Annotated in this window: 17 protein-coding genes; 14 read left to right on the top strand and 3 right to left on the bottom strand. The window is 61.8% G+C overall.

Annotated elements, in window-relative coordinates; all coding sequences use genetic code 11:
• The first annotated feature begins 68 nt into the window (after positions 1 to 68).
• The gene (gene clpB, locus GYM67_RS08320; protein WP_220236421.1) at positions 69 to 2,846 is read left to right on the top strand and encodes an ATP-dependent chaperone ClpB; all 2,778 of its coding nucleotides are present in this window, start codon (positions 69 to 71) and stop codon (positions 2,844 to 2,846) included.
• Positions 2,847 to 2,919: 73 nt separating this feature from the next.
• Here the strand turns inward: clpB and GYM67_RS08315 are convergent, their stop codons facing one another.
• Entirely contained in the window at positions 2,920 to 4,995 is a 2,076-nt protein-coding gene (locus GYM67_RS08315; protein ID WP_220236420.1) for a P-type ATPase actuator domain-containing protein, read from the bottom strand.
• 163 nt (positions 4,996 to 5,158) lie between these two features.
• Between GYM67_RS08315 and GYM67_RS08310 the strand changes: the two genes are divergently transcribed.
• The 11 genes from GYM67_RS08310 (at position 5,159) to GYM67_RS08260 (ending at position 16,614) form a co-directional block, all read left to right on the top strand.
• Entirely contained in the window at positions 5,159 to 6,511 is a 1,353-nt protein-coding gene (locus GYM67_RS08310; protein ID WP_220236419.1) for a DNA recombination protein RmuC, read from the top strand.
• Positions 6,512 to 6,548: 37 nt separating this feature from the next.
• Positions 6,549 to 7,226 (top strand): type I phosphoribosyltransferase, encoded by a 678-nt coding sequence (locus tag GYM67_RS08305; protein ID WP_220236418.1) that lies wholly within the window; start codon positions 6,549 to 6,551, stop codon positions 7,224 to 7,226.
• Entirely contained in the window at positions 7,223 to 7,948 is a 726-nt protein-coding gene (locus GYM67_RS08300; RefSeq protein ID WP_220236417.1) for a TrmH family RNA methyltransferase, read from the top strand. Before GYM67_RS08305 ends, GYM67_RS08300 begins: the two co-directional genes overlap by 4 nt.
• Positions 7,945 to 8,871 (top strand): ATP-binding cassette domain-containing protein, encoded by a 927-nt coding sequence (locus tag GYM67_RS08295; RefSeq protein ID WP_220236416.1) that lies wholly within the window; start codon positions 7,945 to 7,947, stop codon positions 8,869 to 8,871. Before GYM67_RS08300 ends, GYM67_RS08295 begins: the two co-directional genes overlap by 4 nt.
• A complete protein-coding gene (locus GYM67_RS08290; RefSeq protein ID WP_220236415.1) occupies positions 8,868 to 9,857 on the top strand; it encodes an ABC transporter permease subunit in 990 nt (329 codons plus the stop codon). Before GYM67_RS08295 ends, GYM67_RS08290 begins: the two co-directional genes overlap by 4 nt.
• Before the next feature lie 43 nt (positions 9,858 to 9,900).
• Positions 9,901 to 10,197, top strand: a complete 297-nt coding sequence (gene gatC / locus GYM67_RS08285) for an Asp-tRNA(Asn)/Glu-tRNA(Gln) amidotransferase subunit GatC (protein ID WP_220236414.1) — start codon at positions 9,901 to 9,903, stop codon at positions 10,195 to 10,197.
• Positions 10,198 to 10,201: 4 nt separating this feature from the next.
• Positions 10,202 to 11,755, top strand: a complete 1,554-nt coding sequence (gatA, locus tag GYM67_RS08280) for an Asp-tRNA(Asn)/Glu-tRNA(Gln) amidotransferase subunit GatA (protein ID WP_220236413.1) — start codon at positions 10,202 to 10,204, stop codon at positions 11,753 to 11,755.
• Positions 11,756 to 11,779: 24 nt separating this feature from the next.
• A complete protein-coding gene (gene gatB, locus GYM67_RS08275) occupies positions 11,780 to 13,282 on the top strand; it encodes an Asp-tRNA(Asn)/Glu-tRNA(Gln) amidotransferase subunit GatB (protein ID WP_220236412.1) in 1,503 nt (500 codons plus the stop codon).
• Positions 13,283 to 13,523: 241 nt separating this feature from the next.
• Positions 13,524 to 14,576 (top strand): GNAT family N-acetyltransferase, encoded by a 1,053-nt coding sequence (locus GYM67_RS08270; protein ID WP_258561609.1) that lies wholly within the window; start codon positions 13,524 to 13,526, stop codon positions 14,574 to 14,576.
• Positions 14,573 to 14,887: a DUF2469 domain-containing protein gene (locus tag GYM67_RS08265; protein ID WP_015022511.1), complete on the top strand. Its 315-nt coding sequence runs from the start codon at positions 14,573 to 14,575 to the stop codon at positions 14,885 to 14,887. The genes GYM67_RS08270 and GYM67_RS08265 overlap by 4 nt, the downstream gene beginning before the upstream one ends.
• Before the next feature lie 137 nt (positions 14,888 to 15,024).
• A complete protein-coding gene (locus GYM67_RS08260) occupies positions 15,025 to 16,614 on the top strand; it encodes an NAD(P)/FAD-dependent oxidoreductase (protein ID WP_220236410.1) in 1,590 nt (529 codons plus the stop codon).
• Between the two features lie 59 nt (positions 16,615 to 16,673).
• On the opposite strand, the gene GYM67_RS08255 is transcribed toward GYM67_RS08260, so the two are convergent.
• A complete protein-coding gene (locus GYM67_RS08255) occupies positions 16,674 to 17,336 on the bottom strand; it encodes a TetR/AcrR family transcriptional regulator (RefSeq protein WP_220236409.1) in 663 nt (220 codons plus the stop codon).
• A gap of 222 nt (positions 17,337 to 17,558) precedes the next feature.
• Between GYM67_RS08255 and rho the strand changes: the two genes are divergently transcribed.
• Complete coding sequence (gene rho, locus GYM67_RS08250) at positions 17,559 to 19,421, top strand: transcription termination factor Rho (RefSeq protein WP_396020012.1); 1,863 nt, start codon at positions 17,559 to 17,561, stop codon at positions 19,419 to 19,421.
• A gap of 443 nt (positions 19,422 to 19,864) precedes the next feature.
• Positions 19,865 to 20,221, top strand: a complete 357-nt coding sequence (locus tag GYM67_RS08245; protein WP_220236407.1) for a chorismate mutase — start codon at positions 19,865 to 19,867, stop codon at positions 20,219 to 20,221.
• A gap of 132 nt (positions 20,222 to 20,353) precedes the next feature.
• On the opposite strand, the gene GYM67_RS08240 is transcribed toward GYM67_RS08245, so the two are convergent.
• Complete coding sequence (locus GYM67_RS08240) at positions 20,354 to 25,846, bottom strand: RCC1 domain-containing protein (RefSeq protein ID WP_220236406.1); 5,493 nt, start codon at positions 25,844 to 25,846, stop codon at positions 20,354 to 20,356.
• Positions 25,847 to 26,078: the final 232 nt, after the last annotated feature.

The raw sequence follows: 26,078 nt of genomic DNA, 5'->3' as shown, positions 1-26,078 counted from the left end.
ATGAACCCGTGACGGGGTCTGGTCGAGTGATTCGGCTGGTCCCGCCGAAGAATGTTGGAGGATGCTCTATGAACGAAAACTTCACCACCATGGCTCAGCAGGCCATCGGCGATGCTATCCAGTCGGCCTCGGCGGCCGGCAACCCCCAGGTGGATGTGCTCCATCTGTTGGACTCTCTGCTGCGTCAGCAGTCCGGCGTGGTGCCTGGGCTGATCCAAGCGGCCGGTGGTGACAGCCAACGGGTCGGAGCCGAGGTCCGTCAGGCCTTGGTGGCTCTGCCATCGGCCAGCGGATCTACGGCCTCGCAACCCGATGCCAGCCGTCAGCTCAGCATGGCTTTGGCCCAGGCTGAGAAGGAAATGCAGGCCATGGGGGATGAATACGTCTCCACCGAGCACCTGCTTATCGCCATCGCCCAGGGTCCCTCGCAGGCCGCCGATATTCTGAACCGGAACGGGTTGCAGGCTGATACCCTGCGCAAGGCCGTGCCCCAGGTGCGCGGCGGCGCCAAGGTGACCAGCCCGGATGCCGAGGGCACCTACAAGGCCCTGGAGAAGTACTCTACCGATCTGACCGCACAGGCCAAGGAGGGCAAGCTGGATCCAGTCATCGGCAGGGACCAGGAGATTCGTCGTGTCATGCAGATCCTTTCCCGGCGTACCAAGAACAACCCTGTCCTCATCGGAGAGCCCGGCGTGGGCAAGACCGCTGTGGTCGAGGGCCTGGCTGAGCGTATCGTGGCGGGCGACGTACCCACCACCCTGCAAGGTAAGAAGCTGATCTCCCTGGATCTGAGCTCCATGGTGGCTGGCAGCAAGTACCGTGGCGAATTCGAGGAACGACTCAAGGCCGTCCTCAATGAGATCAAGAGCGCCAACGGCCAGGTCATCACCTTCATTGACGAGATCCACACCATCGTCGGTGCTGGTGCCGCCGAGGGATCCATGGATGCGGGCAACATGCTCAAGCCCATGCTGGCCAGGGGCGAACTGCGCCTGATCGGCGCCACCACCTTGGACGAATACCGTGAAAACATCGAGAAGGATCCGGCTCTGGAGCGCCGCTTCCAGCAGGTCTTCGTGGGCGAGCCCTCCGTGGAGGACACCGTGGCCATCCTGCGTGGTCTCAAGCAGCGTTATGAGGCCCACCACAAGGTGACCATCGGGGATGATGCCCTGGTGGCTGCGGCCACCCTTTCCAACCGGTATATCTCGGGTCGTCAGCTGCCAGACAAGGCCATCGACCTGGTTGACGAGGCCGCTGCACATCTGCGGATGGAGCTGGACTCCCAGCCTGAGGAAATCGACGAGCTTCAACGTCGCGTCACCCGTCTGGAGATGGAGGAGATGCAGCTGAAGAAGGCTGATGACCCGGCCTCCAAGGACCGTCTGAGCAAGCTGCAGGCCGAGCTGGCGGACTCCCGCGAAAAGCTGGGCGGCCTCAAGGCCCGCTGGGAGAACGAGAAGGCTGGCCACAACAAGGTCGGTGACCTGCGCGCTCAGCTGGACGCCAAGCGGGTCGAGGCCGACAAGGCTACCCGCGAAGGTGATCTGGAGAAGGCCTCCCGCATTCTCTACGGGGAGATTCCAGGCATTCGCAAGCAGTTGGCCCAGGCGGAGAACGCCGCCGAGCAGGCTAAGAACGCCTCCAATGATGCTGGTCCCGATGGGGCTGACATCGCTGGGGGGCCAGCCCAGGAGCCTATGGTTCCTGACCACGTTGATGCGGATTCCGTAGCGGAGATCGTCTCTGATTGGACCGGCATCCCTGTGGGGCGGCTCATGGAGGGCGAGAATGAGAAGCTCTTGCATATGGAGGACTACCTGGGCAAGCGGGTGGTCGGCCAGAAAGAGGCCATCCATGCAGTTTCCGACGCGGTCCGGCGCTCGCGTGCCGGCATCGCCGACCCTGACAGGCCCACTGGATCCTTCATGTTCCTGGGCCCCACCGGCGTGGGCAAGACGGAGCTGGCCAAGGCCTTGGCCGACTTCCTCTTCGACGACGAGAAGGCCATGGTCCGCATCGATATGTCGGAGTACATGGAGAAGGCCTCGGTCTCCCGGCTGATCGGCGCTGCTCCCGGCTACGTGGGCTATGAGGAGGGCGGCCAGCTGACCGAAGCCGTGCGTCGGCGGCCCTACTCGGTGGTACTCTTCGACGAGGTGGAGAAGGCCAACCCTGAAGTCTTCGATCTGCTCCTGCAGGTTCTGGACGACGGCAGGCTGACTGACGGCCAGGGCAGGACGGTGGACTTCAAGAACACCATCCTGATCATGACCTCCAACCTTGGCTCGCAGTTCCTGGTCCGGGACGACCTGGATGAGGAGGCCAAGCGCAAGGCCGTCATGGATGCTGTCCACGCCAACTTCAAGCCCGAGTTCATCAACCGGTTGGATGATCTGGTCATCTTCCATCCGCTGACCCGTGACGAGCTGGGTTCCATTGTGGATATCCAGGTCCGGCAAGTGGCCCAACGGCTGACCGATCGGCGTATCACCCTGGATGTCACCGACTCCGCTAGGGAGTGGCTGGCCAACGTGGGCTACGATTCGGCCTTCGGCGCCCGTCCTTTGCGTCGGCTGGTGCAGACTGAGGTGGGCGACCAACTGGCTAGGATGCTGCTTGCCGGGAAGGTCCACGACGGTGACACGGTCCTAGTGGACCAAACCGGCGGCGACCATCTGGAACTGACTGCCTGGCCCACCGAGAATCTGGTCGATGATTCGGTCAAGGTCGATGGTGTGACGGCTGACGGTGATGCTGATGCCGACGATGCCGGACGCGATGGTGGCCGTGGCCGTCATGCTGCGCGTGGCGATGACCAAGGTCAGGGCCAGACTCACTGAGATCAATCAGGGTCGGTACCGGGATAATCTCCAGGTGCCGGCCCTTTTACGTTAGCTGCCGTGCTCTGTGGATTCAGTCCATAGCAGCAGCTGGGTCCCTGCCCTTTTGCATGGGCTTCCACTGGCTGTCAACGATGATCTGGGGGCGTCGTGCCGCGACTGTCGGAAGCTGGTCCGTGTCGATCAGGGCGAGGTGTAGCCAGCGACGGCGCAGGCGCCGCAACCGGTGCAGACGACGAACGTTGAGCATGGCCAGGATGGAGGACAGAGCCCCTGTTACCGCTGCGATCATGGGGTTGAGCATCCAGCCTAGGAAGGGTTGGCAGATTCCGGTAGCAATGACCAGGGCGATGACGTTGTAGACAGTGGACCAGGTCAGGTTCTCCCTGATGACCTGGGTGGTGGCTCGGCTCAGTTCTATGGCCCTACTGGTTCCGTCCAGGTCGCCCTGCTGCAGGATAAGGTCCGGCTGTGGTAGGTCGATGTCGTCTGCGGCTTCGTCCGTGTCAGCCTGGAGTTTTGGACCCAAAGCGATGTCCACCTGAGCCCTGGCCGTCAGTTCGGGATCCGCTGTGGTCCCAGCTGCCAGGGCCACCAGGCTGGTTCGGCCCTGCCTCACGGCGGATGCTGGGTCTTGACCTGTCTGATCAAGTGGGATGCCCCTGTTGGTCCGGGTCAGGTCGTGATTGAGCCGATCCATGCATTCGCGCTTGCGCTCGGGGGTCAGCCGGGTGATCAGCATATCCGCGCCCGCCTGGCGGGCTGCCCGCTCAATCCTGTCGTCCGGCTGGCGGCTCCCGTCCAGGATCAGGCTGCTTACTCGCAGGGCGCGTAGATGGGTGGCGGTCCGGGTCAGGGATTCCGTGTGGACACCCTGGCCCTCCGCGTCGTCGGGATCCAGCAGAGAGGAGTCATCCAGAATCAGGGTGTGCACCCGGCCCAGGTGGTTCATGGCCCGTGGCGAGGTGAAGAGCAGACCGTGTGCCAGACCCGTCTCCAGGCTGGTTCGGAAGGCCATGGGGATGGTCATGGCTGCGACGGCGGGGCAGGCGATGGTCAGTACACAGACGGCATTGCCTACAGCATGGGCCAAGTGGGGCTGCGGGCCCAGCATGAGCCAGAGCATGAAGGTCCAGACAGCCAGAATCATGATCAGGGCGATGGCTGTGTGGACGATACGATCCATCCTGCGCATAGCGGGGGATCGCTCGACCAGGGCCTGGGGGATGATCTTCACGAGCCTGGCTGCATAGGTGTTGTCGCCGGCGGCATCCACTCGGATGGACAGTCGACCCTCGAGGATCTTGCTGGAGGCCAGGATTCGATCGCCGGGTCCGCACGGCCGGGGTCTGTCATCACCTGTCAGCTCGCTGTCGTCCACCAGGGCCGATCCTGACTCCACAAGCCCATCGGCCGCTGGGCGCTCGCCTGTACGTACCAGAAGCAGATTGCCTGGGCGGATCTGGTCACGTGCAAGTATCTGGGCGGGGACTGTCTGAGGATGCTGAGAATCGGCCACCAGACCTGAGGCTGGGCGGATCTCCGTCAAGTGGTTCAAGGAAGCCACCAGGGAGGCTTCCATTCTGGTGCCGATGACCCGGGCCAGTAGCAGGAGGGTGATGACCACGCCGACCAGATCGAAGTAAGGGGATCGGGAGCCCTCCGGCAGCAGGGATCCAGCCAGGCAGGTAGCCAGGCTGTATAGGTAGGCCAGGCTTGTGGCCAGCGCGGCCAGGAGATCGGGGCTGCAGCGGTGCTCGGTCATGGCCTTCCACCCGCCTGTGAGTGTTCCACGGCCGCCGTAGAAGATGACCGGGGCTATCAGAATAGCCTGGACCCAGGGGCTGGTCAGCCAAGAAGGAATCAGATCGGGGCCGAAGCGATCGAACAGATCCAGAACTAAAACAGGCGCGGTCAGCAGGGCACTTACGATGGTTGGCCTGAGCAGGCGGTGGCTGCGAGAATCCAGATCAGCCCCCCATTTGCCCCAGTCCTCGGGATCACGCCAGGGGCGGTTGGCTGGGGAGTCTGCGGCTGCTTCCTGGCCACTGGCATGAGCCGATGGCATAAGGAAGTACCAGATGATCAGCCAGGTGACCGCACAGGCCACGACCAGATCTGCTATCGCCAGGAAGATATCGACACCCACGGATCTCCTTCGGTCTTGCTCCAACCCCTTAATATCTCCTATTGTGCCCTTCATCGCGGCCCGGCACAGGTCTTAAGGCCGATTCCTTGCGGAAAAAACGAATTCTCGAATTATCGCCGGCAACCTGGTTTTCGGGTCCAGTGCTTGAGGTTAACTAGAACATATGTTCGATTCTACGTCATCAGTGGTCATGGTGGTGCTTCTCCTGCTGATCGGTATAGTCCTGGGGGGATTGGCAGGGTATGTGCTGGGTCGCACCCAGGGCCGGAGGGCCGTCGGCATGGGGTCCGACGGCCAGGTGGATGAACTGCGCGCTCAGCTGGATCAGGCCCAGGAACAGCTCCATGGATCCGATGCGGCCCTGGTCGAGGCACGGACCAAGGTGGACGGTCTGAACCGCGAGCTCTCCTTTGTCAAGTCCCAGCTGGCCCAGGCCCAGCAGGCGGAGCAGATCAGAATCGAGCAGGAGCGCCGCCGCGCCCAGGCTCAGGAGGAGGAGAAGCGGCGCAGGCAGGCAGAGAGCATGGAGGAGGAGAGCAAGGTGCTCTCGGCTCTGGCCCCCGTGCAAAAGAATTTGGATGCCCTCCAGCATAAGGTGGCCCAGATCGAGGAGGGCCGCAAGCAGGAGATGGGCTCCTTGGGACAGCAGCTGAAGAGTCTGGGCGAGCAGCAGGGGAGACTGGACAAGGAGACCAGCTCCCTGGCTTCGGCCCTACGCAACAACAAGGTGCGCGGCGCATGGGGTGAGGCTCAGCTCAGGAATATCGTCGAGTCGGCGGGGCTCTTGGAGCATGTGGACTTCGACACCCAGGTGGTGGTCACCGCCTCGGATGGTCGCGTCCTGCGTCCCGACATGGTGGTTCACCTGCCCGGTGGCAAGACCATTCCTATCGATGCCAAGGCCCCCTATTCCGACTACCAGCGGGCCTGCGAGATCCCCGACACTGCTTCGGATGATGAGCTGCGCCGCCGGGACGAACTGCTCAAGGCGCATGCCCGGGCCCTGCGCGAGCACGTCAAGGCCCTGGCGGACAAGGAGTACTGGAACGCCTTCGAAACGGCCCCGGACTTCGTGGTGGCCTTCATCCCCAACGACTCCCTTCTGCAGGCCGCCCTGGAGGTGGACCCTACCCTGATGGATGACGCCTTTGCCCAAAAGGTGGCCCTGACCTCGCCGGTAACCCTCTGGGCTGTGCTCAAGTCGGTAGCCTATGCCTGGCAGCAGCAGAACCTGTCCGAGGACGCTCGCACCCTCTTCACGTTGACCCACGAGCTCTATGACCGCTTTGTGGTTCTGGGCGATCGGGCCAACAGACTGGGCCGTTCCATCACTGCCACGGTGACCGCCTACAACAAGTTCGCTTCCTCTTTGGAGTCGCGCGTTCTGGTCACAGCCCGCAAGCTGCAGCAGATGGATCCCTCCAAGGTCATCGACTCGGTCGACATGATCGATTCAGACAAGGGCAATATCAGGGAGCTTACCGCGCCGGAAGCTTTGCCTGACCAAGGGCGGTAAGTGCCGCTTAGGGACCTCGGGCGCTAGTCTGATAAGCATGAACGAGGCAACGAAGAGACAAGAGGGTTCATCCTTCAGGCCCACTGGGTCGCCTGATTTGGTCGGGCGCGAATCCGACGCGGACCTGCCTGAGCCGGTCGATCAGCTGCGTGAACTCCTGGCCCAGGAGATTGGCGGGCGTCCCTTCACTGAGCTGAGCGGGGTCACTTTTCATCATCGTGGGGCTGAACTTGCCGGTCATGTTCTTCTGGACACCTTGGAGGATGCGGGTTATTCAGTCGACGACTTCGACGCGGTTGGGGCTCTGACAGCAGCTGCCGTGCCGCTGGCTGATGCCATGCTTCATGCCGCGGCCTCGCGCGGGCAGGATCTGGACGCCTTCGTTATGGATTTCGTCTACCCCTCCATCAAGGGCCCATCCATCGAAGGCAGGCGGGTTATCCTGCTGGATGCCTGGCTGGGCCGGAAATCCTACGTGCAGACCTCGTCACTGGTTACCTTGGGCAAGAACAACGAACTCAATCTTGACTGCGGGATCATCCAGCGTCAGGGTGCCAAGACGCTGGCTATCGCCTCGCTGGTGGGCGGCCGGACCGATGGCGGCATTCAGGTGGTCGATCCGGTGGACGGCTCCCGGCAGCGGCTGCCTTTCATCTGTGCCTATCAGGAGGATCAACTCGTCGGTGCGGCCGACGACTCTCCGGAGCGATCATGAGAGAACCGAATCCAGTGACCCGAGCGGCCATGGCCTCAGATGAGCCGGTTTTCCGGCAGGTGGGGGTCGGTCCCTGGCAGGAAGAGCATCCTGAGCAGCCCATGCCGATGGACCCGCGCTATGACCTCGAACTGCTGGAGCAGGGGGATCGTCGTAACGTCCTGGACCGGTACCGCTATTGGAAGGTCGAGGCCATTCGGGACGACCTGGATCGCCGAGGCCGTCATGATTTCGAGGTGGCTGTGGAAAATTGGACCCACGACTTCAATATCGGCTCCATGGTCCGAACCGCCAACGCCTTCGCTGCTCGCCGCGTCCATATAGTCGGTCCTCACAAATGGAATCGCAAGGGCTCATTGATGACCGAGCTCTACCAGCATGTGGTCCACGACCCCGACATAGCAACCATGACGGCCACCCTGCAAGAAGAGGCGGCCGGGCGGGGGGAGTCCGTGCCCCGTATGATCGCCATCGACAACGTTCCCGGGGCTGTCCCCATGGAGACCTATCACTTTCCCCGTCGTTGCCTGCTCATGTTCGGCGCTGAGGGTCCGGGGCTGTCCGAGAAGGCCTTGGAGCTGGCAGACGATGTGGTCTACATCTCCCAGTTCGGATCGGTGCGCTCCATCAACGCCGGGGCTGCAGCTGCCGTGGCCATGCACTCCTGGATCCGTCAGCATGCCAGGGTGGCAGATCAGTCAGACCAGGGGCCTCTGCCATGATTGTCGTCGACTCGCTGACCAAGCGCTTTGGCTCCCGCAAGGCACTGAACCGCGTCTCCTTCACGGCTAGGGACGGTCGGGTGACCGGATTTGTGGGGCCTAAAGGCGCTGGCAAGTCGACCACACTGCGCATTGCTCTGGGACTGGTTCGCCCTGACGCAGGCAAGGCCTTGTTCGATGGTCGGCCCTTCGTCCGGCTCTCATCGCCCATGCGGACAGCGGGAGCGGTACTGAATCCACGCAATGCCCACCCCGCTTGCAAGGCCAGGGACCACCTGCTGGCCCTGGCCGCGATCAGTGGTATTGATCACCGTCGGGTGGACCAGGTGCTTGAGATGGTCGGCCTGCAATCGGTCGCCGACAGGCCGACGGGGTCCCTTTCTCTGGGAATGAGTCAGCGGCTGACTTTGGCCGCCGCCCTTCTGGGCGACCCGCACAACCTGGTTCTGGATGAGTTCCTTGACGGCCTGGCTTCGGAGGGAACCGAGCGGGTGAGGGAAATGTGGCGTGGCCTCGCCTCACAGGGCAGGGCAGTCCTCCTAAGCTCCCGTAAGATCAACGAAGTGGCTCAAATCGCCGACGATCTGGTCATCATTGCTAAGGGAAGGATCCTGGAGAGAACGACCGTGGCCCGGTTCATCGGTGAGCACTCCCGAGACTCCATATATGCGGTGACGCCTCAGCCCGACCAATTAAAGGCCGCCCTGGCCACGGCCGCCGGAATCAGCATCACCCGTCTGCAGCCGGATGAGAGCTGTCCGCCAGATGCCGCACGCTTCCGCATCCAGGGTGCGCCCCTGGCTTCGACAGCTTCGATTCTGGCCCAGGAGGGAGTAGTTCTCTACGACTTCCAGCCGGAGGAGGTTTCCTTGGAACAGGCCTACAAGGACATCATCCACGGCAGAAGGGATGCACGGCCATGAGTGCCGGCAGCGGCCGTCGATTCCGCCGGAGTTTGCGAGAGGTACCCTCAGGGCCTGATAACGCAACTCCACGGCATGGCTCCGCTTTCACTCGGCTGCGTCGAACCTCAGGGCTGTCCTTCCTGGATTCACGTCGTCCGTGCGGCCAGCTGACCTTTTTCGGGGCGGTTCGAGGGGAGCTGCGCAAGATGCTCTCCCTGCGATCGACCTGGGTCTTGCTTCTGATCGTCATGCTGTTGCAGCCGTTGAGCACCGGTCTGATGGCCTGCGGGACCCGGGCCATGGCTGGCCTGGGCTGGCAGACCGATCGCCTTCCGGCTCACCTGTTGCCTGCGTCCAGTGACGTCTTCTGGTCGGCCGTCGCTTTCGGCCTGTTTCCGGGCATGATCGTGGCGGGCATTCTGGGGATTCTGGTCCTTACGCGCGAGTTTTCCGACGCCACCATTGAGAGCACGCTGACGGCCAATCCTCGTCGGGGCATGGTCCTGACGGCCAAAGGTCTTGCCTTGGCCTTGTTGACATGGTTGGCGGCACAGGTGGGCCTGCTGCTCAGCTGGATCCTGGCGACCCTGCTTCTGCCAGGCAGATCGGGGGTCTTGCCCGCTTACAAGCCCGGGCTTGCTCTGATTGATTTGCTGGGCGGTCCGCTCATGCTGATCCTCTTTGCTTTGATGGGCCTGGGTCTGGGGGCCTTGAGCCGATCCAAGGTCGGCGGGATTGGCATGTTCCTAGGGCTGACTTTGGCCCTGCCACTGATTCTGGGCCTCATGCAGGGTTTGAACTCTCATGCCGGCTGGCTGCAGATCCCTTTCAGACTGACCCCAACCAGCCTGCTGAGTACTTTCCTTTGTGGTCTGGGACAGGCGGTGGAGGCTGGTCGCGGATGGTGGCCCACCTGGTGGCAGGCGGGCCTGATCATGATGGTCTGGACGGCCCTATGCTGTGCTCTGGGAACCCTGGTCTTTAGGCGCGCAGACATCGGTTGACCCTGCCTTCTGCGTGTCATAGAGCACCCATATGATAAGTGGTATGCCAACTTTTACACGTGAAGAGATCAAGCACTTGGGCGATTTGGCCCGGATTGCCTTGACCGATCAGGAGGCCGACCGCCTCAGGGGCGAACTCAACGTGATCGCCGATTCCATTACCAAGGTTCAGGAGGTGGCCGGCGACGACGTGCCCCCCACTGCCAATCCCATTCCTCTGGAGGCCTACCTGCGTCCCGATGAGGCTGAGGAACCGCTGACCCAGGAGGCTGCCCTTTCGGGGGCACCGGTCACCGAATCGGGCATGTTCGTGGCCCCGCGCATTCTGGGTGAGGAGTGAGAAGATGAGCGCACAGGAAGAATTGGTCAAGCAATCCGCCTCCGACATGGCCGCGCAGCTGCGGTCGGGGCAGGTCTCCAGCCGTGAGCTGGTTCAGGCTCATCTGGACGTGATTGAAGCTGCCGAGCCCAGCATTGATGCGTTTCTGCAGGTCAACGCCGACCAGGCCCTGGAACAGGCTGATGCCTTCGATCAGCGCCTGGCCCATGAAGGCGACGAAGGGCTGCCGGAACTGGCTGGCGTTCCCATTGCCATCAAGGACATGATCGTCACCAAGGGCATTCCCACAACGGCCGCTTCCAAGATTCTCGAGGGATGGGTGCCGCCCTACGACGCTACCGTTATCAAGAAGCTCAAGGCCGCAGGGATGCCCATTCTGGGCAAGACCAACCTGGACGAGTTCGCCCAGGGATCCTCCACTGAGCACTCGGCCTTCAAGCCCACACATAATCCTTGGGATACCGAGCGGGTTCCGGGCGGCTCGGGCGGCGGCTCGGCCTCGGCTGTCGGCGCCTTCGAGGCTCCACTGGCCCTGGGCACCGACACCGGCGGGTCCATTCGCCAGCCCGGATCCCTGACCGGCACTGTGGGCGTCAAACCCACCTATGGCGGCGTCTCGCGGTTCGGGGCCATCGCTATGGCCTCATCCCTGGATCAGATCGGTCCAGTCTCCCGGTCAGTGCTGGATGCGGCCCTGCTGCAGGAGGTCATCGGTGGCTATGACCGCCGAGATTCCACCTCCATTCCCAAGCCGGTTCCCCCTCTGGCCCAGGCTGCTCGACAGGGCCAGAAGCGCGATCTGAAGGGCCTCAAGGTGGGTCTGGTCAAGGAGCTGGGCGGCGAGGGTTACCAGCTCGGCGTCGAGGCCCGCTTCAACGAGGCCGTCTCGCTGCTGGAGTCCATGGGCGCCGAGGTGGTCCAGGTCTCTTGCCCGCACTTCCCCTACGCGCTGGCCGCCTACTACATCATCATGCCCTCGGAGGTCTCCTCCAACCTGGCCCGTTACGATGGCATGCGCTACGGCCTGCGGGTCATGCCCTCTGAAGGCGTCCCCCAGACGGCTGCCAACATGATGGCTGCCACCCGGGAAGCCGGGTTCGGCGACGAGGTCAAGCGCAGGATCATCCTGGGCATCTACGCCCTGTCTGCCGGCTACTACGACGCCTGGTACGGCTCGGCACAGAAAGTCCGCACCCTGGTCATCCGCGACTTCGAGAAGGCTTTCGAGCAGGCCGACGTGCTGGTATCGCCCACTTCGCCGACCACGGCCTTCCGTTTCGGTGAGAAGATGGACGACCCGCTGGCCATGTATCTGAACGATGTGGCCACCATTCCGGCCAACCTGGCCGGCACTCCGGCCATGTCGATTCCCGCCGGGCTCAGCGACGACGGGCTGCCTGTCGGCTTCCAGTTCTTTGCCCCCCAGATGCGCGACGAGGTCATGTACCGGCCTGCCGCCGCTCTTGAGGCGGCCCTGGAGGAGCAGTGGGGCGGGCCCATCTCCAAGAAGCTGTCCACTCCCTGGCTGGATGGCCTGGCTCAGGATTCGACCAAGTAGGCATCGGAAGGAAACGGAATCACAATGGCTGAAAAACTGATGAAGTACGCCGATGCCGTGGCCAAGTACGACCCGGTGTTCGGCCTGGAGGTCCATGTCGAGCTCTGCACCAACACGAAGCTCTTCTGCCCGGCCCATATCGAGTTCGGCGGCGAGCCCAACACCCAGCTGACCCCGGTTTCCCTGGGCCTGCCCGGCAGCCTGCCCGTGGTCAACAAGACCGCCATCGACTATGCGGTCAAGCTTGGCCTGGCTCTGCACTGCAAGGTCAACGAGTGGAGCCAGTTCGCCAGGAAGAACTACTTCTATCCGGACATGCCCCGCGACTATCAGATCTCCCAGTATGACAAGCCCCTGAACGGCGAGGGTTATCTGGACGTGGAGCTGGACGACGGCAGCATCTTCCGTGTGCCCATCGAGCGGGCCCATGTGGAGGACGACGCCGGCAAGAACACCCACGTGGGCGGAGCCGACGGCCGTATCGAGGGTGCCGACCACTCCCTGGTGGACTACAACCGTGCCGGCGTTCCCCTGGTCGAGATTGTGACCAAGCCAATCGAGGGCGCCGGGGCGCGTACCCCCGAGGTGGCCGGGGCCTATGTCCGGGCCATCAGAGACATCGTCCGGGCCCTGGGCATCTCCCACGCTCGAATGGAGCAGGGCAACATGCGTGCCGACGTCAACGTCTCCCTGCACGCAGGGCCGGATGCCCCTCTGGGAACCCGGTCAGAGACCAAGAATGTCAACACCTTTAAGGGCATCGAGAAGACCCTGACCTATGAGATCCGCCGTCAGGCGGCTCTCCTGGAGTCCGGTGGGGAGGTGCTGCAGGAGACCCGCCACTGGGATGAGTCCACACAGACCACTGCCGGCGGCCGGGTCAAGACCGATGCCAACGATTACCGCTACTTCCCGGATCCTGACCTGGTCATGGTTCATGTCACCAAGGACCATATCGATGAGCTTAAGGCTCAGATGCCTGAGATGCCGCGCGAACGCCGCGCCCGTCTCAAGAAGGAGTGGGACTTCACCGACCGGCAGATGCAGGACGCGGTCAATGCCGATGCCGTGGATCTGATCGAGGATACGGTCAAAGCCGGTGCCACGGCCGTCGGAGCCCGCAAGTGGTGGCTGGGCGAGATTTCCCGCGAGGCCAACGCTCGTGGTGTCAGCCTGCAGGAGCTGCCCATCTCGGCTCAGGATGTGGCTGATGTGGAACAGCTGATCGCTGACGGCAAGCTCAACGACAAGCTGGCCAAACAGACCGTCTCCGGCGTGTTGGCCGGCGAGGGCAAACCTGCCGAGGTTGTCAAGAAGCACGGTTACCAGGTAGTTTCGGACGACGGGGCCCTGGATGCAGCCGTCGATCAGGCCCTCAAGGACAACCCGGACATCGTGGCCAAGCTCAAGGGCGGCAATATGAAGCCCATGGGCGCTATTATCGGAGCTGTCATGCGGGCCACCAAGGGTCAAGCCGATGCCAAGGCAGTCAGCAAGATCGTCATGGAGCGCATCGCTCAGTCCTGATCAGGCCCGGTCCGCCTGGTTCCAGCGGGTTCGGACCGGCGGACCTGCCCGGCTTCTCGTGGTTTTCCCAGGGGCGAGGGATTACAATTGATTGCCATCGCAAGGTGGCGATCATGGAGGTGACGTGATGTCTATGAGCGGCAGGGGCAATGACCGACCGCAAACGCAAACCGAGAGACCTGACGACGTGGCGTGCAGACAGCTGCCCGACCGGATCGAGATCCCCTATATCCGTGGCGAGATGCTGCACCTGCGCCCGGCGGTCATCGCCGATCTGACGGCAATGGATCAGCTAGAGGCCTTCTACAATTCCACCGGCATCACCGGCAAGGGGCCCAGTGCCGAACGGGCCGTGGTCAACGCCTGGGTGCATCGGTCGGTGTCCTGGTCCAAGGGTCTGGCTGCCCGTGATTCGGGCGTGGGCGATCCAGAGTCCCGCCGCACCCTGGCCTGGGCTATGGTCACTGATGCGGACACCGACCAGGATGGTTCGCCCGATGCCAATGACACCAAGGGCGTCATTGGCATGATCTTCCTGATCGACGTGGATGGCTGGTCCCGCTCGGCCAGGATCCAGGTGGTCCTGGGCAGGCATTTCCGTGGGCGCGGTTACTCCCGGGATGCCATGCCCAGAATCATGACCTACGGGTACGCGGCTGCTCCTATGGGTTTGGGCCTGCACCGGATCTGGGTGGCTGTGCCAGAGAAAAACACGCGTTCAATCTCCGTCTACCAGTCTTTGGGATTCATGATTTCGGGCACCGCCCGTGATGCGCTCTGGGATGCCGAGAACGGCAAGTATCAGGATCAGATCGTCATGGACGCCTTGGTCGACGAGTACGATCCCATCCGTTCTCTGAATGCTTTCGGCATGCATGTCATCCGGGAAAATCCCGGTGTGGCTGAGGCTCTTGTTGCACACGGATACGTCGCAGATGAGGATGGCGGCATAAGTGAGCCCGAGTCTGCAGAGTCCACTTCGGCAGCTCAGGATTCGCAGACGTCGGGTGACCGGACCAATCTGACTCCGAAGAGTGGCCCGCATTCAGAAAAGTCTGCTGAAGACCATGCAGGACCCGATAGCAGGAATGATGAGAAGGCGGTCCCTGGTCAGAAGGACGCTGAGGATGCGGAGGAGGTGTCCGGTTCTCAAGAATTCGTCGCCGAGCATTCTGGCGAGGAGCGCACGGCCTCGGATTGGGCCTACGGGTCGGCTGAAGCCAAGCGATCCAAACGTGCCTGGTGGCGTACGCTCGGCCATGGCCGCGATCGCGAGAATGGAGGTAGTCGATGAGTGCTGAGGATCTCGACAACTACGAGACCAACGCCGAACTTGCCTTGTACCGCGAGTATCGGGACGTGATCAAGCTGTTCACCTACGTGGTCGAGACCGAGCGGCGGTTCTACCTGGCCAACAAGGTGGACTTCAACGTCCGATCCGCTGGGCAGGACGTCTACTTTGACGTCCGGCTGACCGATGCCTGGGTCTGGGATGTTTACCGGTCCAGCCGATTCGTCAAGAACGTCCGCATCGTCACCTTCAAGGATGTCAATGTGGAGGAAGTGCAGAAGACGGACATCGATATTCCCGATTCGCTGGGCTAAACGACGCGCTAGGGCGAGCATCATCACGTTTGTTCCACGCAATGGTGGGAATTCGTGTGGGAAGTCGATTGGAAACTTGGGTTTCTGAAAGGCCCGGGTACAGTAATAATGATTTTATATGTTTTCAGGAGGATGGCATGGAGCACAGGCAGTCTGTAGTCGTCATCGGCGGTGGTCCGGCCGGCTTGACGGCGGCATGGGAACTGGTCAAGGACGGCGGCGATAAACAATATGATGTCACCGTTTTGGAAGCCACTGAGCAATTCGGCGGCATCTCCCGCACGGTTCGACACAACGGCAACCGCATGGACATCGGCGGCCATCGGTTCTTCTCCAAGGATGACCGGATTATGGACTGGTGGAAGGATGTCCTGCCTCTGCAGGGCGCACCCTCCTATGACGATAAAAAACTTGGCCGCCACCACGACCTGGAGCCCGGCGGCCCCGACCCGGAGAAGACCGACCGGGTCATGCTCAAGCGTCACCGAGTCTCCAGGATTTATTGGAACCACCACTTCTTCGACTATCCCATCTCCTTGTCCGCAAACACCCTCAAGGCCATGGGTTTCAAGCTGACCATGCAGGCCGGATTCAGCTACCTGAAGTCCGTCGTCCACAAGCTGCCAGAGGACAACCTGGAGAACTTCTATATCAACCGGTTCGGTCGCAAGCTTTACTCCATGTTCTTCGAGGGCTACACCGAAAAGCTTTGGGGCCGCCACCCCCGCGAGATCAGCGCCGACTGGGGTGCCCAGCGGGTCAAAGGGCTCAGCATCATGGGCGTGCTCAAGAACGCCTTCCAAAAGCTGCTGCCCAAGAAGCGCGATGCCCACCAGGTCGAGACCAGCCTGATCGAGGAGTTCTGGTACCCCAAGCTGGGTCCAGGGCAACTCTGGGAAACCGTGGAGCGTCGCAATGTGGAGCATGGAGTCCACGTGATCACCGATGCACGTGTGATAGGACTGACTCAGCAAGACGGCCACATGACTGGTGTGATCTATCGCAATGCTGATGGCAAGGAGGTGACCCTGCAGGCTGACCAGATCATCTCCTCCATGCCCATCAAGGACCTGGTGGAGGCCATTGCCCACGAGGAGCCGTCCACCGACAAGGAGATGGTCAGAGTGGCTCAGGGCCTGCCCTACCGCGACTTCGTGACCGTTGGCCTGCTGGTCCGTCACCTGCGCATCCGCAACACCACCTCCATCAAGACCCTGGGCGACCCGCCCATCGTTCCCGACTGCTGGATCTACGTGCAGGATCCCGGCTACAAGATGGGCCGCATCCAGATCTTCAACAACTGGAGTCCCTACATGGTCAAGAATGTGGACAGCACCGTCTGGATCGGCCTGGAGTACTTCTGCAAGGAGGGTGATGACTTCTGGAGCATGAGCGATCAGGAGACCACTGACTTCGCCGTCAAGGAGCTGACGCGGATGGGCATCATCAACGGATCCGCCGACGTGCTGGACTCGCACCGGGAGAGGGTTTTCAAGGCCTACCCGGCCTACTTCGACACCTACGCCCAGATGCCGGAGCTGGTCAAGTGGCTGGATTCCTTTGGCAACCTTTACTGCGTGGGCCGCAACGGGCAGCACCACTACAACAACCAGGACCACTCCATGGCCACATCCATGGAGGCCGTGGCCAACATCAGATCGGGGCGTGCCGACAAGACCAACGTCTGGAACGTCAACACCGAGAAGTCCTACCACGAGGAGAAGTAGGCAGACTTCGGCCTTCGTTTCCTTTAAGCCTCCGACCGTATGGTTGGGGGCTTTGTCATTTACGACAGGGCAATGGCGGGTGCTTTCAGGGGCAGGCCCAGCAGCTGCGAGAAGAAGGCCACGCTCTCGCGGACACGTTGGCGGACCACCTCTCTGATGTGCGGGTGACCTGCCGCCCTTCTGCCATTGCTGACGATGGACGATAGCCCTTCGGCCATCAGCCAGGCCACACTGCGGGTGCCGGCTGTTTGGATCAGCTGGGTCTGCGGCAGGCCGCCCTGATCCAGCCAGCGGTCCAGGGCCTTGGTCAAGGGGTCGATGATTTGCCTGACGAAGCCCTCCATCACATTGCTGTTGGTACTCAGGTAGTTGTACCAGTTGGCTTTGTCCGCGAAGATAACATCCATCTTCCAGATGGCCCTTATCAGATGCGGGCAAATGTCGTCCAGCGCCTCTTGAACGCTCAAGTCTGGGTCCTGCAGAATGTCGACTACATGGTCCACGTAGGAGGCCAGGTAGGTGCGTGCGCAGGCATCTACCAGGTCGTCCTTGGATTTGAAGTAGTAATAAAAAACGCTCATGCCCACGCCCTTGCCGTGGTTCATGGCGCGGATTACGTCGCGCAGGGAGGTGTTTGCAGCGCCTTTCCGGTCGAAGACCCGCATGGCGGTGGTTACGAATTCGCTCCGCCGTTGCTCACGCAGAGATGATCGGTTATTCATATGCTCAGTCTAGAGGCTTACCCATGAATTTCTGGACACGCGGGCCGATTCTTGCGCCGGTCGGCCGCACGTTGTAGGCTGATGGAAGTTCGATAAGCCGAGTTGGCATCGAATTTTCATGAGCGGTACCCCCGCACTATTCTCAAGCTATTTGCCTAGCCTAATTAGGCATAGCGAAGGAAAGGCATTACAACAGTGGCAACAAGCCAAGATATTCATTCCATGAAGCTGCCCGAACTCAAGGAATTGGCCAGGCAGCTGGGGTTGCGCGGTATTTCCGGCATGCGCAAGCCGGTCCTGATCGAGACGATCGAGGCGGCACGCTCGGGCGGCAAGGCCCCTGAGGGAGTAACCGTTGGTAAGCCCAAGGCTGCGGCTGCCGTGGCTAAGGGGGGCCAGGCCGCTGATCAGCAGCAGCCGACAGGGCAGGAGGCAAAGCCCGCCGCAGAAGGCGGACAGGAGATCACCGATACCAGGGAATCCGAGGAATCCAAGGACGGTCGTCCTGTCGGAGACCTCTTCGATGTTTTGGGCATTGACGATCATAAGAGCGGCCATAATAGCGAGCGCCGGAACCGATTCCCCCATACCGTGGCCGATGAGGAGAACGTGGTCATATCCCGTCGCCGTCACCGCAACACGGATTCATCTCGAGGCTCTCACACCAACCGCAGCCGGAGCGAGCGTGAGCATGGCGAGGAGCGCGAAGGCTCCGGCTCAGTGCGCAATTTGGACGACATTCTGGCAGCTCTGCCCTCACGGAATGACCGCCCTCGTCGGCGCAGCTACGAGGATCGCGGCGAGGAAGGGCATGACTACCGTCACAACGGCTATGATCGCCGGAACCGGGGCGATCGCAACGATCGCAACGACCGTCGCAACCGCAACAACCATCGCAGCAGCGGCCGGGATCGTGACTATGAGCCCAGGGAGAACTTCAAGCCCGAGGACCTGGTCCCCGTGGCAGGCATTGTGGATGTGCTGGACTCCTACGCCTTCGTGCGCACATCCGGCTACCTGCCCGGCCCAAACGACGTCTACATCTCCATGGGCCAGGTCAAGAAGTACGGCCTGCGCAAGGGCGATGCCGTGCATGGCTCCATCCGACCCCCCCGCGAGGGTGAGCATCGCAACCAACGGCAGAAGTTCGTTCCTCTGCAGGCCATCGACACCATCAACGGCATGAGCGTGGAGGACGCTGCAGGGCGCCCTCACTTCAACAAGCTGACCCCCCTCTACCCGCAGGAGCGCATGCGGATGGAGACCCAGCCCAAGAACATCACCGGTCGTCTGATCGACATCGTCGCCCCTATCGGCAAGGGCCAGCGCGGCCTGATAGTTTCGCCTCCCAAGGCTGGCAAGACCCTGACCCTGCAGTCCATCGCCAACTCCATCACCGCCAACAACCCAGAGGTGCACCTGATGGTGGTCCTGGTGGACGAGCGGCCCGAGGAGGTCACTGACATGGAACGCACGGTTCAGGGCGAGGTCATCTCCTCCACCTTCGACCGCCCCGCCAGCGATCACACCACCGTGGCCGAGCTGGCCATCGAACGGGCCAAACGGCTGGTGGAGCTGGGGCAGGATGTGGTGGTCCTTCTGGATTCCATGACCCGCCTGGCCCGCGCCTACAACATCTCGGCCCCCGCCTCCGGCCGCATCCTCTCCGGCGGCGTGGACGCGCAGGCCCTCTATCCGCCCAAGCGCTTCTTCGGCGCCGCCCGCAACATCGAGAACGGCGGCTCCTTGACCATCATCTCTTCGGCCCTGGTGGAGACCGGATCCAAGATGGACGAGGTCATCTTCGAGGAGTTCAAGGGCACAGGCAACATGGAGCTTAGGCTGACCCGGGATCTGGCTGACAAGCGCATGTTCCCCGCCATCGACATCAATGCCTCCGGCACCCGGCGCGAAGAGCTGATCACCGCGCCCGAGGAACTGGCTGTAGTCTACCGGCTGCGTCGTCTCCTGGGTGGCATGGAGACCGAGCAGGCCTACCAGACTCTGGTGCCCAGACTGAAGAAGACCGCCACCAACCGAGACTTCCTGGCAGCCATCAACCAGTCCATGCTGGCTCAGAAGTGACTCGGGCCTGATGACTGATTCGCCCGCTGGGCCCCATCCGCGACTCATTTCGCGGATGGGGCCCAGCGTATATGCAGTGATGCAAGGCAACGGTACCTTTCAACGGTTTGGCCCATTCGGATTCTGTCTGCTGTGATTTTCGGCTTTTTGCCTGACGGCCTTAGCTGGAGTGGGCTCATGGACTGCGGTTGCAGTTCGACCGGTTGATCCTGCAGGCGATCAGGCTGCGACAAAGACTGACAAGCGCCGTGAGGCGGCGGGTGCGGCCATCTTCATATGTTAAGGAATTCCTCTGCCGCGCATTCGGCACCTGCATCGGTGGGCGTGCGCGGATGAGCATCCTCCTGGAGCCTGTGTGATCCGCATGCCGAGTCAAGGCCGGTCTCGGAAAGGAGGAGCGGCTGAGGATGGTCGTCTGAAGCGTTTGATTAGACTGGTGACCTATGAGCGAAGCGAATGTGGAAACGGTGATCGATGATCAGGCGCGGAAGGGGGGAGCCAAGGCCGAAGCCGCCCGCCAGGTGGCAGAGCTGCGTGCTGATGTGGACACCATTGATGCTGCCATTATTGCCATGCTGGCTGAACGGTCCAGAGTGACGCGTCGCATTGGGCTTCTTAAAGCCCGAGCGGGGTTCGCTTCGGCGGATCTGCATCGTGAGGCCGCCCAGGTGGCGGTCTTGCGAGACAAGGCTGATGATTACGGACTGGACCCGGATCTGGCCGAGGCCTATCTTCATCTGGTGGCCGATGCCGCCAAGCGGTGTCACGAACGGCTGGCCGGCCAGGTTGGTCCACGCTGAAAGGGCCCATCATGCGATGATGGCTGTGGACATGGGCGAGCTCCTGTGCCCTCGGCCACAGTACCGAGAGCAAGACAGGTTCGTCTTACCAGCAAGTGCCAGGAGAACCCCCCCCTCAGGGACCTGCTCTTGTCAAATGCCAACCGTGGTCGGACCCGCGGCTTCCTGATGCTGCTGCCTTGCCGCCAGGACTGTTGCCGTCACGAATAGTCCGACAAACAGTATGACGAGCAGACCCCGACTGCCGGTCAGCGGCAAAATATCCCTATAAGTGAAGGTCAGCCTCTCGGTCTCCGGACTGCCCTGGCCTATGTTCCAGGTGATGTTGACCGTTGTCGTGCCTGCCTTGAATGCCGGTGCGTAGAAGGTCCAGACATTTCTGGATTCCCATGTGTCCGCTCCGCCGTTCCGCTTCAGCTCGAGAACCTTTGTGGTATGCGGATCCGTTCCGACCGTGACTGCACTTACTGTGAACTGGGGCGGGCAAACCAGCGTGGCCGCTTTGATGCTGGCTGCGTCGGAACCGACGCCCAGCTGTTCGCCGTTGTTGTCTCCCCAGGCGTAGGTCTTGCCGTCTGAGTTGATGACCAGGGCCTGTCGTTCGCCTGCGCTGATCCGAGTGGTGTTGCTGTCTGCGTTCGCCACTTGAACAGGGATTCTGCTGATCGGCCCCGCGATGGAGACATTGCCCAAGGCGTTCTGACCGTTGTTTCCCCAGCTGTAGATCCGTCCTCCGCCGTCGATTCCCAGGCAGAACCATCCTCCTGCGCTGACCTGGATGGGGCTGAAACCATCGCTGCTTCCGTCGGGGTCGGCCACCAAGGTCGGCACGGCGGCATCGTTGGTGTCTCCTGTGCCGAGGCGGCCGTCTGTATTTGCGCCCCAGGCGTAGGCCTTGCCGTCTCTGCCAATGGCCAGCGAGTGGGAGCCTCCTGCGCTGACTTGGGTGGCAAAGAAGCCTGCTGACCCGTCCCCGTATTCCAGGGGTGAGGATACGGATGTGGGAGCAGCCTTTGACGCCTGTGCACTGTTGCCCAGCCTGCCGCTATTGCCGTATCCCCAGGCGTAGACTTGTCCGCTCATGTCGATGGCCAGGGAGTGCTGGTATCCTGCACTGATCTGTCTGGCGTGAAAGCCGCTGGCGCCATTGCCTACATTCACCGATACGGGGGATGGGGCATTCCCTGTCGTCTTGCCGTCGCCCACCTGACCGCCGTTGCTCCTGTCACCCCAGGCGTAGACCTGATGATTCTTTCCAATAGCCAAGGAATGGTATCCCCCCGCGCTTACCTGGGTGTAGGTGAAATCCTCGTCGGTATCGGCTGGTTTCCTCACTAGGACGGGCACCTTGCTGCTGTCTGTGGTGCCGTTGCCGAGCTGTCCATTGCTGTTGCTCCCCCAGGCGTAGGCGTTCCCGTCGCTGCCGACGGCCAGTGAGAATCCATATCCGGCGCTTACCTGGGTGTAGGTGAAATCCTCGTCGGTATCGGCTGGTTTCCTCACTAGGACGGGCACCTTGCTGCTGTCTGTGGTGCCGTTGCCGAGCTGTCCATTGCTGTTGCTCCCCCAGGCGTAGGCGTTCCCGTCGCTGCCGACGGCCAGAGAATGGTTCTTGCCCGTGCTGACCTGGGCGAAGCGGATGCCGCGCTGCGGAGGTGGAGTGATGCTGACCTGGTATCCGCCAGTGGACGGGTTGCCGGCCGGGTCGACAGTCATCCGGGCTGAATGTGTCCAGTGTGCGACCAGGGTCAGCGGGCTGGTGACCGGCTTGCTGAAGTCGTAGGCCACCCTGGAGCTGCCATCGGCGTCTTTGACGAACCAGCCGTCGAACTGGAAGCCTGCCTTGGCCAGGGTTTGCCGAGGCACCAATTCTCCTTCCTTGATGTTCTTGCTTGTCCATGCCGCTCCGGTGCCTCCGGCTGGCTCGAGCGCAATGAGCTTATCGACCGGATCGAAGGTGTAGCTGAATCGCTGTGTCTGCTTTGAGCCCCCGGAATCCCCGGCGATGTTCCAGGTGATGGTGAAGCTGGTGGGGCCGTACGGGTAGGCGGGCGTAGTAAAAGTCCAGTCCTGATTGTCATTCCAAGTGTCTCTGCCTCTCTGGGCCAGCTCCTTGGCCGGCCGGGCACCGCTCGCCATGTTGCCGAAGACGACCTTGGTGAGAGTGATTTGCGGCGGTTGCGTGGTGCCGGGCCGTGTGGAGGATGAGTCTCGTCCGAGCTGGTTGTAGTAGCTGTATCCCCAGGTGTAGAGCAATCCGTCGGACCCAATGGCTGTCTGGTGATGGCTGGAGGTGGATACGGAGCTGGCTTTCACAGACTGAGCCAAGACAATGGCAGTCGGGCTGATCTGCCATGCTGCTTCTTGGCTTGAGCCGTTGCCCAGCTGACCGTAGGCCTTTTTGCCCCAGGTATAGATCCTTCCGCTGTCATCTATAGCCTCGGATCCATCGTCGCCGGCGCTGATGGCGGTGATGTTGACAGCGTCGCTGCCGAAGCTGACTTCGACAGATCCCTTCACGCTTTCATTGGTATCTGCAGAGTGGCCGATTGCGGTGCCGGAACCCCAGCCGTAGACATCATGGTCGGTATCCAGTGCCAGCACATGCTGATAGCCAGCGCTGATGGCTATATAGAACCGGTCGTCATGCTGTCCTGTGGCCAGGTCTCGGACACGTGCCGGCGTTGGGCTGTCATTGATGGTGCCGTCGCCGAGCTGTCCCCTGCTGTTTTCGCCCCAGGACCAGGCATGGCCCTGACTGTCCAGCGCTGTGCTGGTGGTGAAGCCTGCGCTGATGGCGGTGATGCCGGACAGCGACGTTACCTTGGCGGGCGAGGGGTGACTGTCGTTGTCCGAACTGCCGTTGCCGAGTTGACCCCGTTGGTTGTCACCCCATGTGTAGACCGTTCCGTCCTTGGACAGGGCCATGGCGTAGGTTCGTCCTGCGCTGATGGCGGTGATTTCGGCATCGCCCGTCTTTGCCCTTGTTGGTTCGGTGGAATAATCCTCGGCGGAGCCGTTGCCGAGCTGCCCCTTGCCGTTGCTGCCCCAAGTGTAGACCGTGCCGTCTGAGGCCAGGGCCATGGAGTAGGCATCACCTGCACTGACGGCTGTGAAGGTCTTTCCTTTTATGGCATCATTATCGGTGATCCGCACTGGTGTTGCCGCCGTGCCAGTGTCCTTGCCGTTGCCCAGGGTTCCGCTGGCCTGGCTTCCCCAGGCATACACGTGCCCGTCAGAGCCCACGGCCAGGGTGTGGTAGCGGCCTGTGCTGACCTGCGCGAACCGTACCCCCTTGGGTTTTGGGGGAGTCAGGGTGATTGTGGAGCCCCCGGTGTCATCGCCGTGGAGGGCGTCCGCTGTTTTCCATTCGGCATTCGACGATGACCAATGGGCTTTCAGGTTCAGTGGTCTGGTGACCGGCTTGCTGAAGTCGTAGGCCACCCTGGAGCTGCCATCGGCGTCTTCGACGAACCAGCCGTCGAAGACGCAGCCTGACTTGGTCACGGTGGGGGGCGAAGCAAGCTGGCCTGCAGTTACGGATTGATTGGAGGCCTGTGAGCCTCCGTCCGAATCAAAGACGATCTTCTGCGCAGTGGGTGTGAAAGTATAGTCGGCGATGACTTGCCCCTGCTGTTTTGCGCCTCCGATGGCCCATTGCCCATCATTGATTTTGATCTTGGTGGTTCCGTAAGTGTGGTGAGGGGTGGTGACCGTCCATTGGCCATTCGCGCTCCATGTGTCGTCCGAGGCTCGGCTGATCGGGGTGCTGCTGTCGGTCTTGGCTACATCGGTTTTGCCGAAGCTCAGCTTGGACAGGTCTATCTGAGGGGGGCTGACCAGTGTAGGTTTGGTCTGCGGGCCGGACGCAGGCCCATTGTCGCCTTCTCCAAGTTTGCCGTTCCTTGCCTCCCCCCAGCTGTAGGGGAGTCCGTCGGAGCCGATGGCCAGGCTGTGTCGGCAGACATCGAATGCAGCGACTGTGGCGCCCGTCAGGCTCACCTTGGTCATGGTTGATTTGGGGCTTGTCGTTCCGTCGCCCAGCTGACCGCTGGAATTGCTGCCGAGCATATACAGGCTGCCCGCAGAGTCGATCACCGCAGAGGAGAAATCGCCGGCGCTGACTGCGGTAGGTGCCGCTGTCCCCGCAGGCAGACTGATCTGGCTGGGGTGAAAGGCATGAACGCTGTCGACATCGGTGTCGCTTCCCTTGGTCAGCGGATAGCCCCAGAAATACACCCCGCCCGCCTTGCTCAGCGCCAGGACATGCAGATACCCTGCATCGATGTCGGTATAGACAGTGTCATCCTCGGTTCCGTTCTGGTCTTTAAGAATGCGTGTGGGCGTGTAGATGCCGCTGGCTGCGTTGCCAGCTGTTCCGTTGGCCAGCTGGCCTCCCTGGTTGCGGCCCCAGGCATAGGCATGGCCCTGGCTGTCCAATGCCGTTTGGAAATCGTATCCGGCGCTGATGACTGCGAAGGTGATGCCGGATGGCGAATGGACCGCGGCGGGCGTGGGGTTGGCGTTGACGCCAGACATCCCATTGCCGAGCTGGCCGTATTCGTTGTCCCCCCAGGTGTAGATCGTGCCATCCGAGGCCAGAGCCATGGCATGCCAGTACCCGGCGCTGACGGCGGTGATTGTAGTCCTGAGGTTTGCCTTCACCGGTTCGGCGGAGTCCGTGGTGGAGCCATTGCCGAGTTCGCCGCGGCTGTTGTTGCCCCAGGTGTAGACCGTCCCGTCAGAGGCCAGGGCCATGGAGAATGTGGTTCCTGCGCTGACGGCTATGAAGGTCTTGCCTTGTATGGCTGCATTGTCAGTTATCCGCACCGGTGTGTCTGCATTGGTGAGGGTGCCGTTGCCGAGTTCGCCCTTGCTGTTGTCGCCCCAGGCGTAGATGTGGCCGTCTGAACCCACGGCAAGGGTGTGGTCGTGTCCGGCGCTGACCTGTGCGAATCTGACCCCTCGGGGCTTGGGCGGAGTCAGGGTGATTGCGGAGCCCCCTGTGTCTTCGCCGCTGGCGTCGGCTGTTGTCCACCGGCCATCTTTGATCGATGACCAGTGGGCTGTAAGCGACTGCGGGCCGGTGACCGGCTTGCCGAAGTCGTAGGCCACCTTGGAATCTTTCAGGAACCAGCCGTCAAAGAGGCAGCCCGACTTGGTGACGGAGGGAGGGGATGCCAGATGACCTGCGGTTACCGACTGGTTCAAGGCTGGTGAGCCGGGAGCCTGCGAGCCTCCGTCCGGATCGAAGGTGATGGCATACGATGATGAATCCATAGTTCGGGATGGCTTGTCTCCGCGCGGCCTGTCCTTGAACGATTCGTCCGCCCCTTTTCCGCTGAATGGTTGGAGGGCCTTGAGCGGGGAAGGATTGCCGCTGGCCAGCGGAGACGGCCAGGCTGTTGGGGTCAGGGCCCTTGCCTCCGCCGCCCTGCCTGGGCCCATGTTGCTGTATTGTCCGGGGGAGGGCGCTCCGTCCTCAGCCGTGCCGCTGCTCCCCGCGGTAGGCGCCGGCGCCATCTCGTCGGTGGATGCGTACGCCCCCGTTGATGCTCCGACCAGCGCCAGCCCAACCATAGCCGTCAATGCCATCAGTCTGCGGATGCCATGATCTTTCCCCACTTGAATCTTCCTTCTCCCAGTGTGCCGACTCCCCAGGCCAAGGCCCAAAACTGCGTCGATGTACACCGATTAAAGCCCCTATACACGTTCAACCTTAGCATTGCAATCAATGGCAGGATCGGGGTGTCGTATTCAGGCTCTTGCACCGCTGCAGGGCAGCCTGCAGCTGACCCGACCCTTGACAATGGAACAGGGATGAACGCTGATCAATCCTGTTGTTCCTGTATGCTGC

The organism is Bifidobacterium asteroides (assembly GCF_019469425.1).
Lineage (GTDB): Bacteria > Actinomycetota > Actinomycetes > Actinomycetales > Bifidobacteriaceae > Bombiscardovia > Bombiscardovia asteroides_I.
Note: the sequence above shows the minus strand (reverse complement) of the source record. Positions and strands in the feature narration are given on the sequence as shown.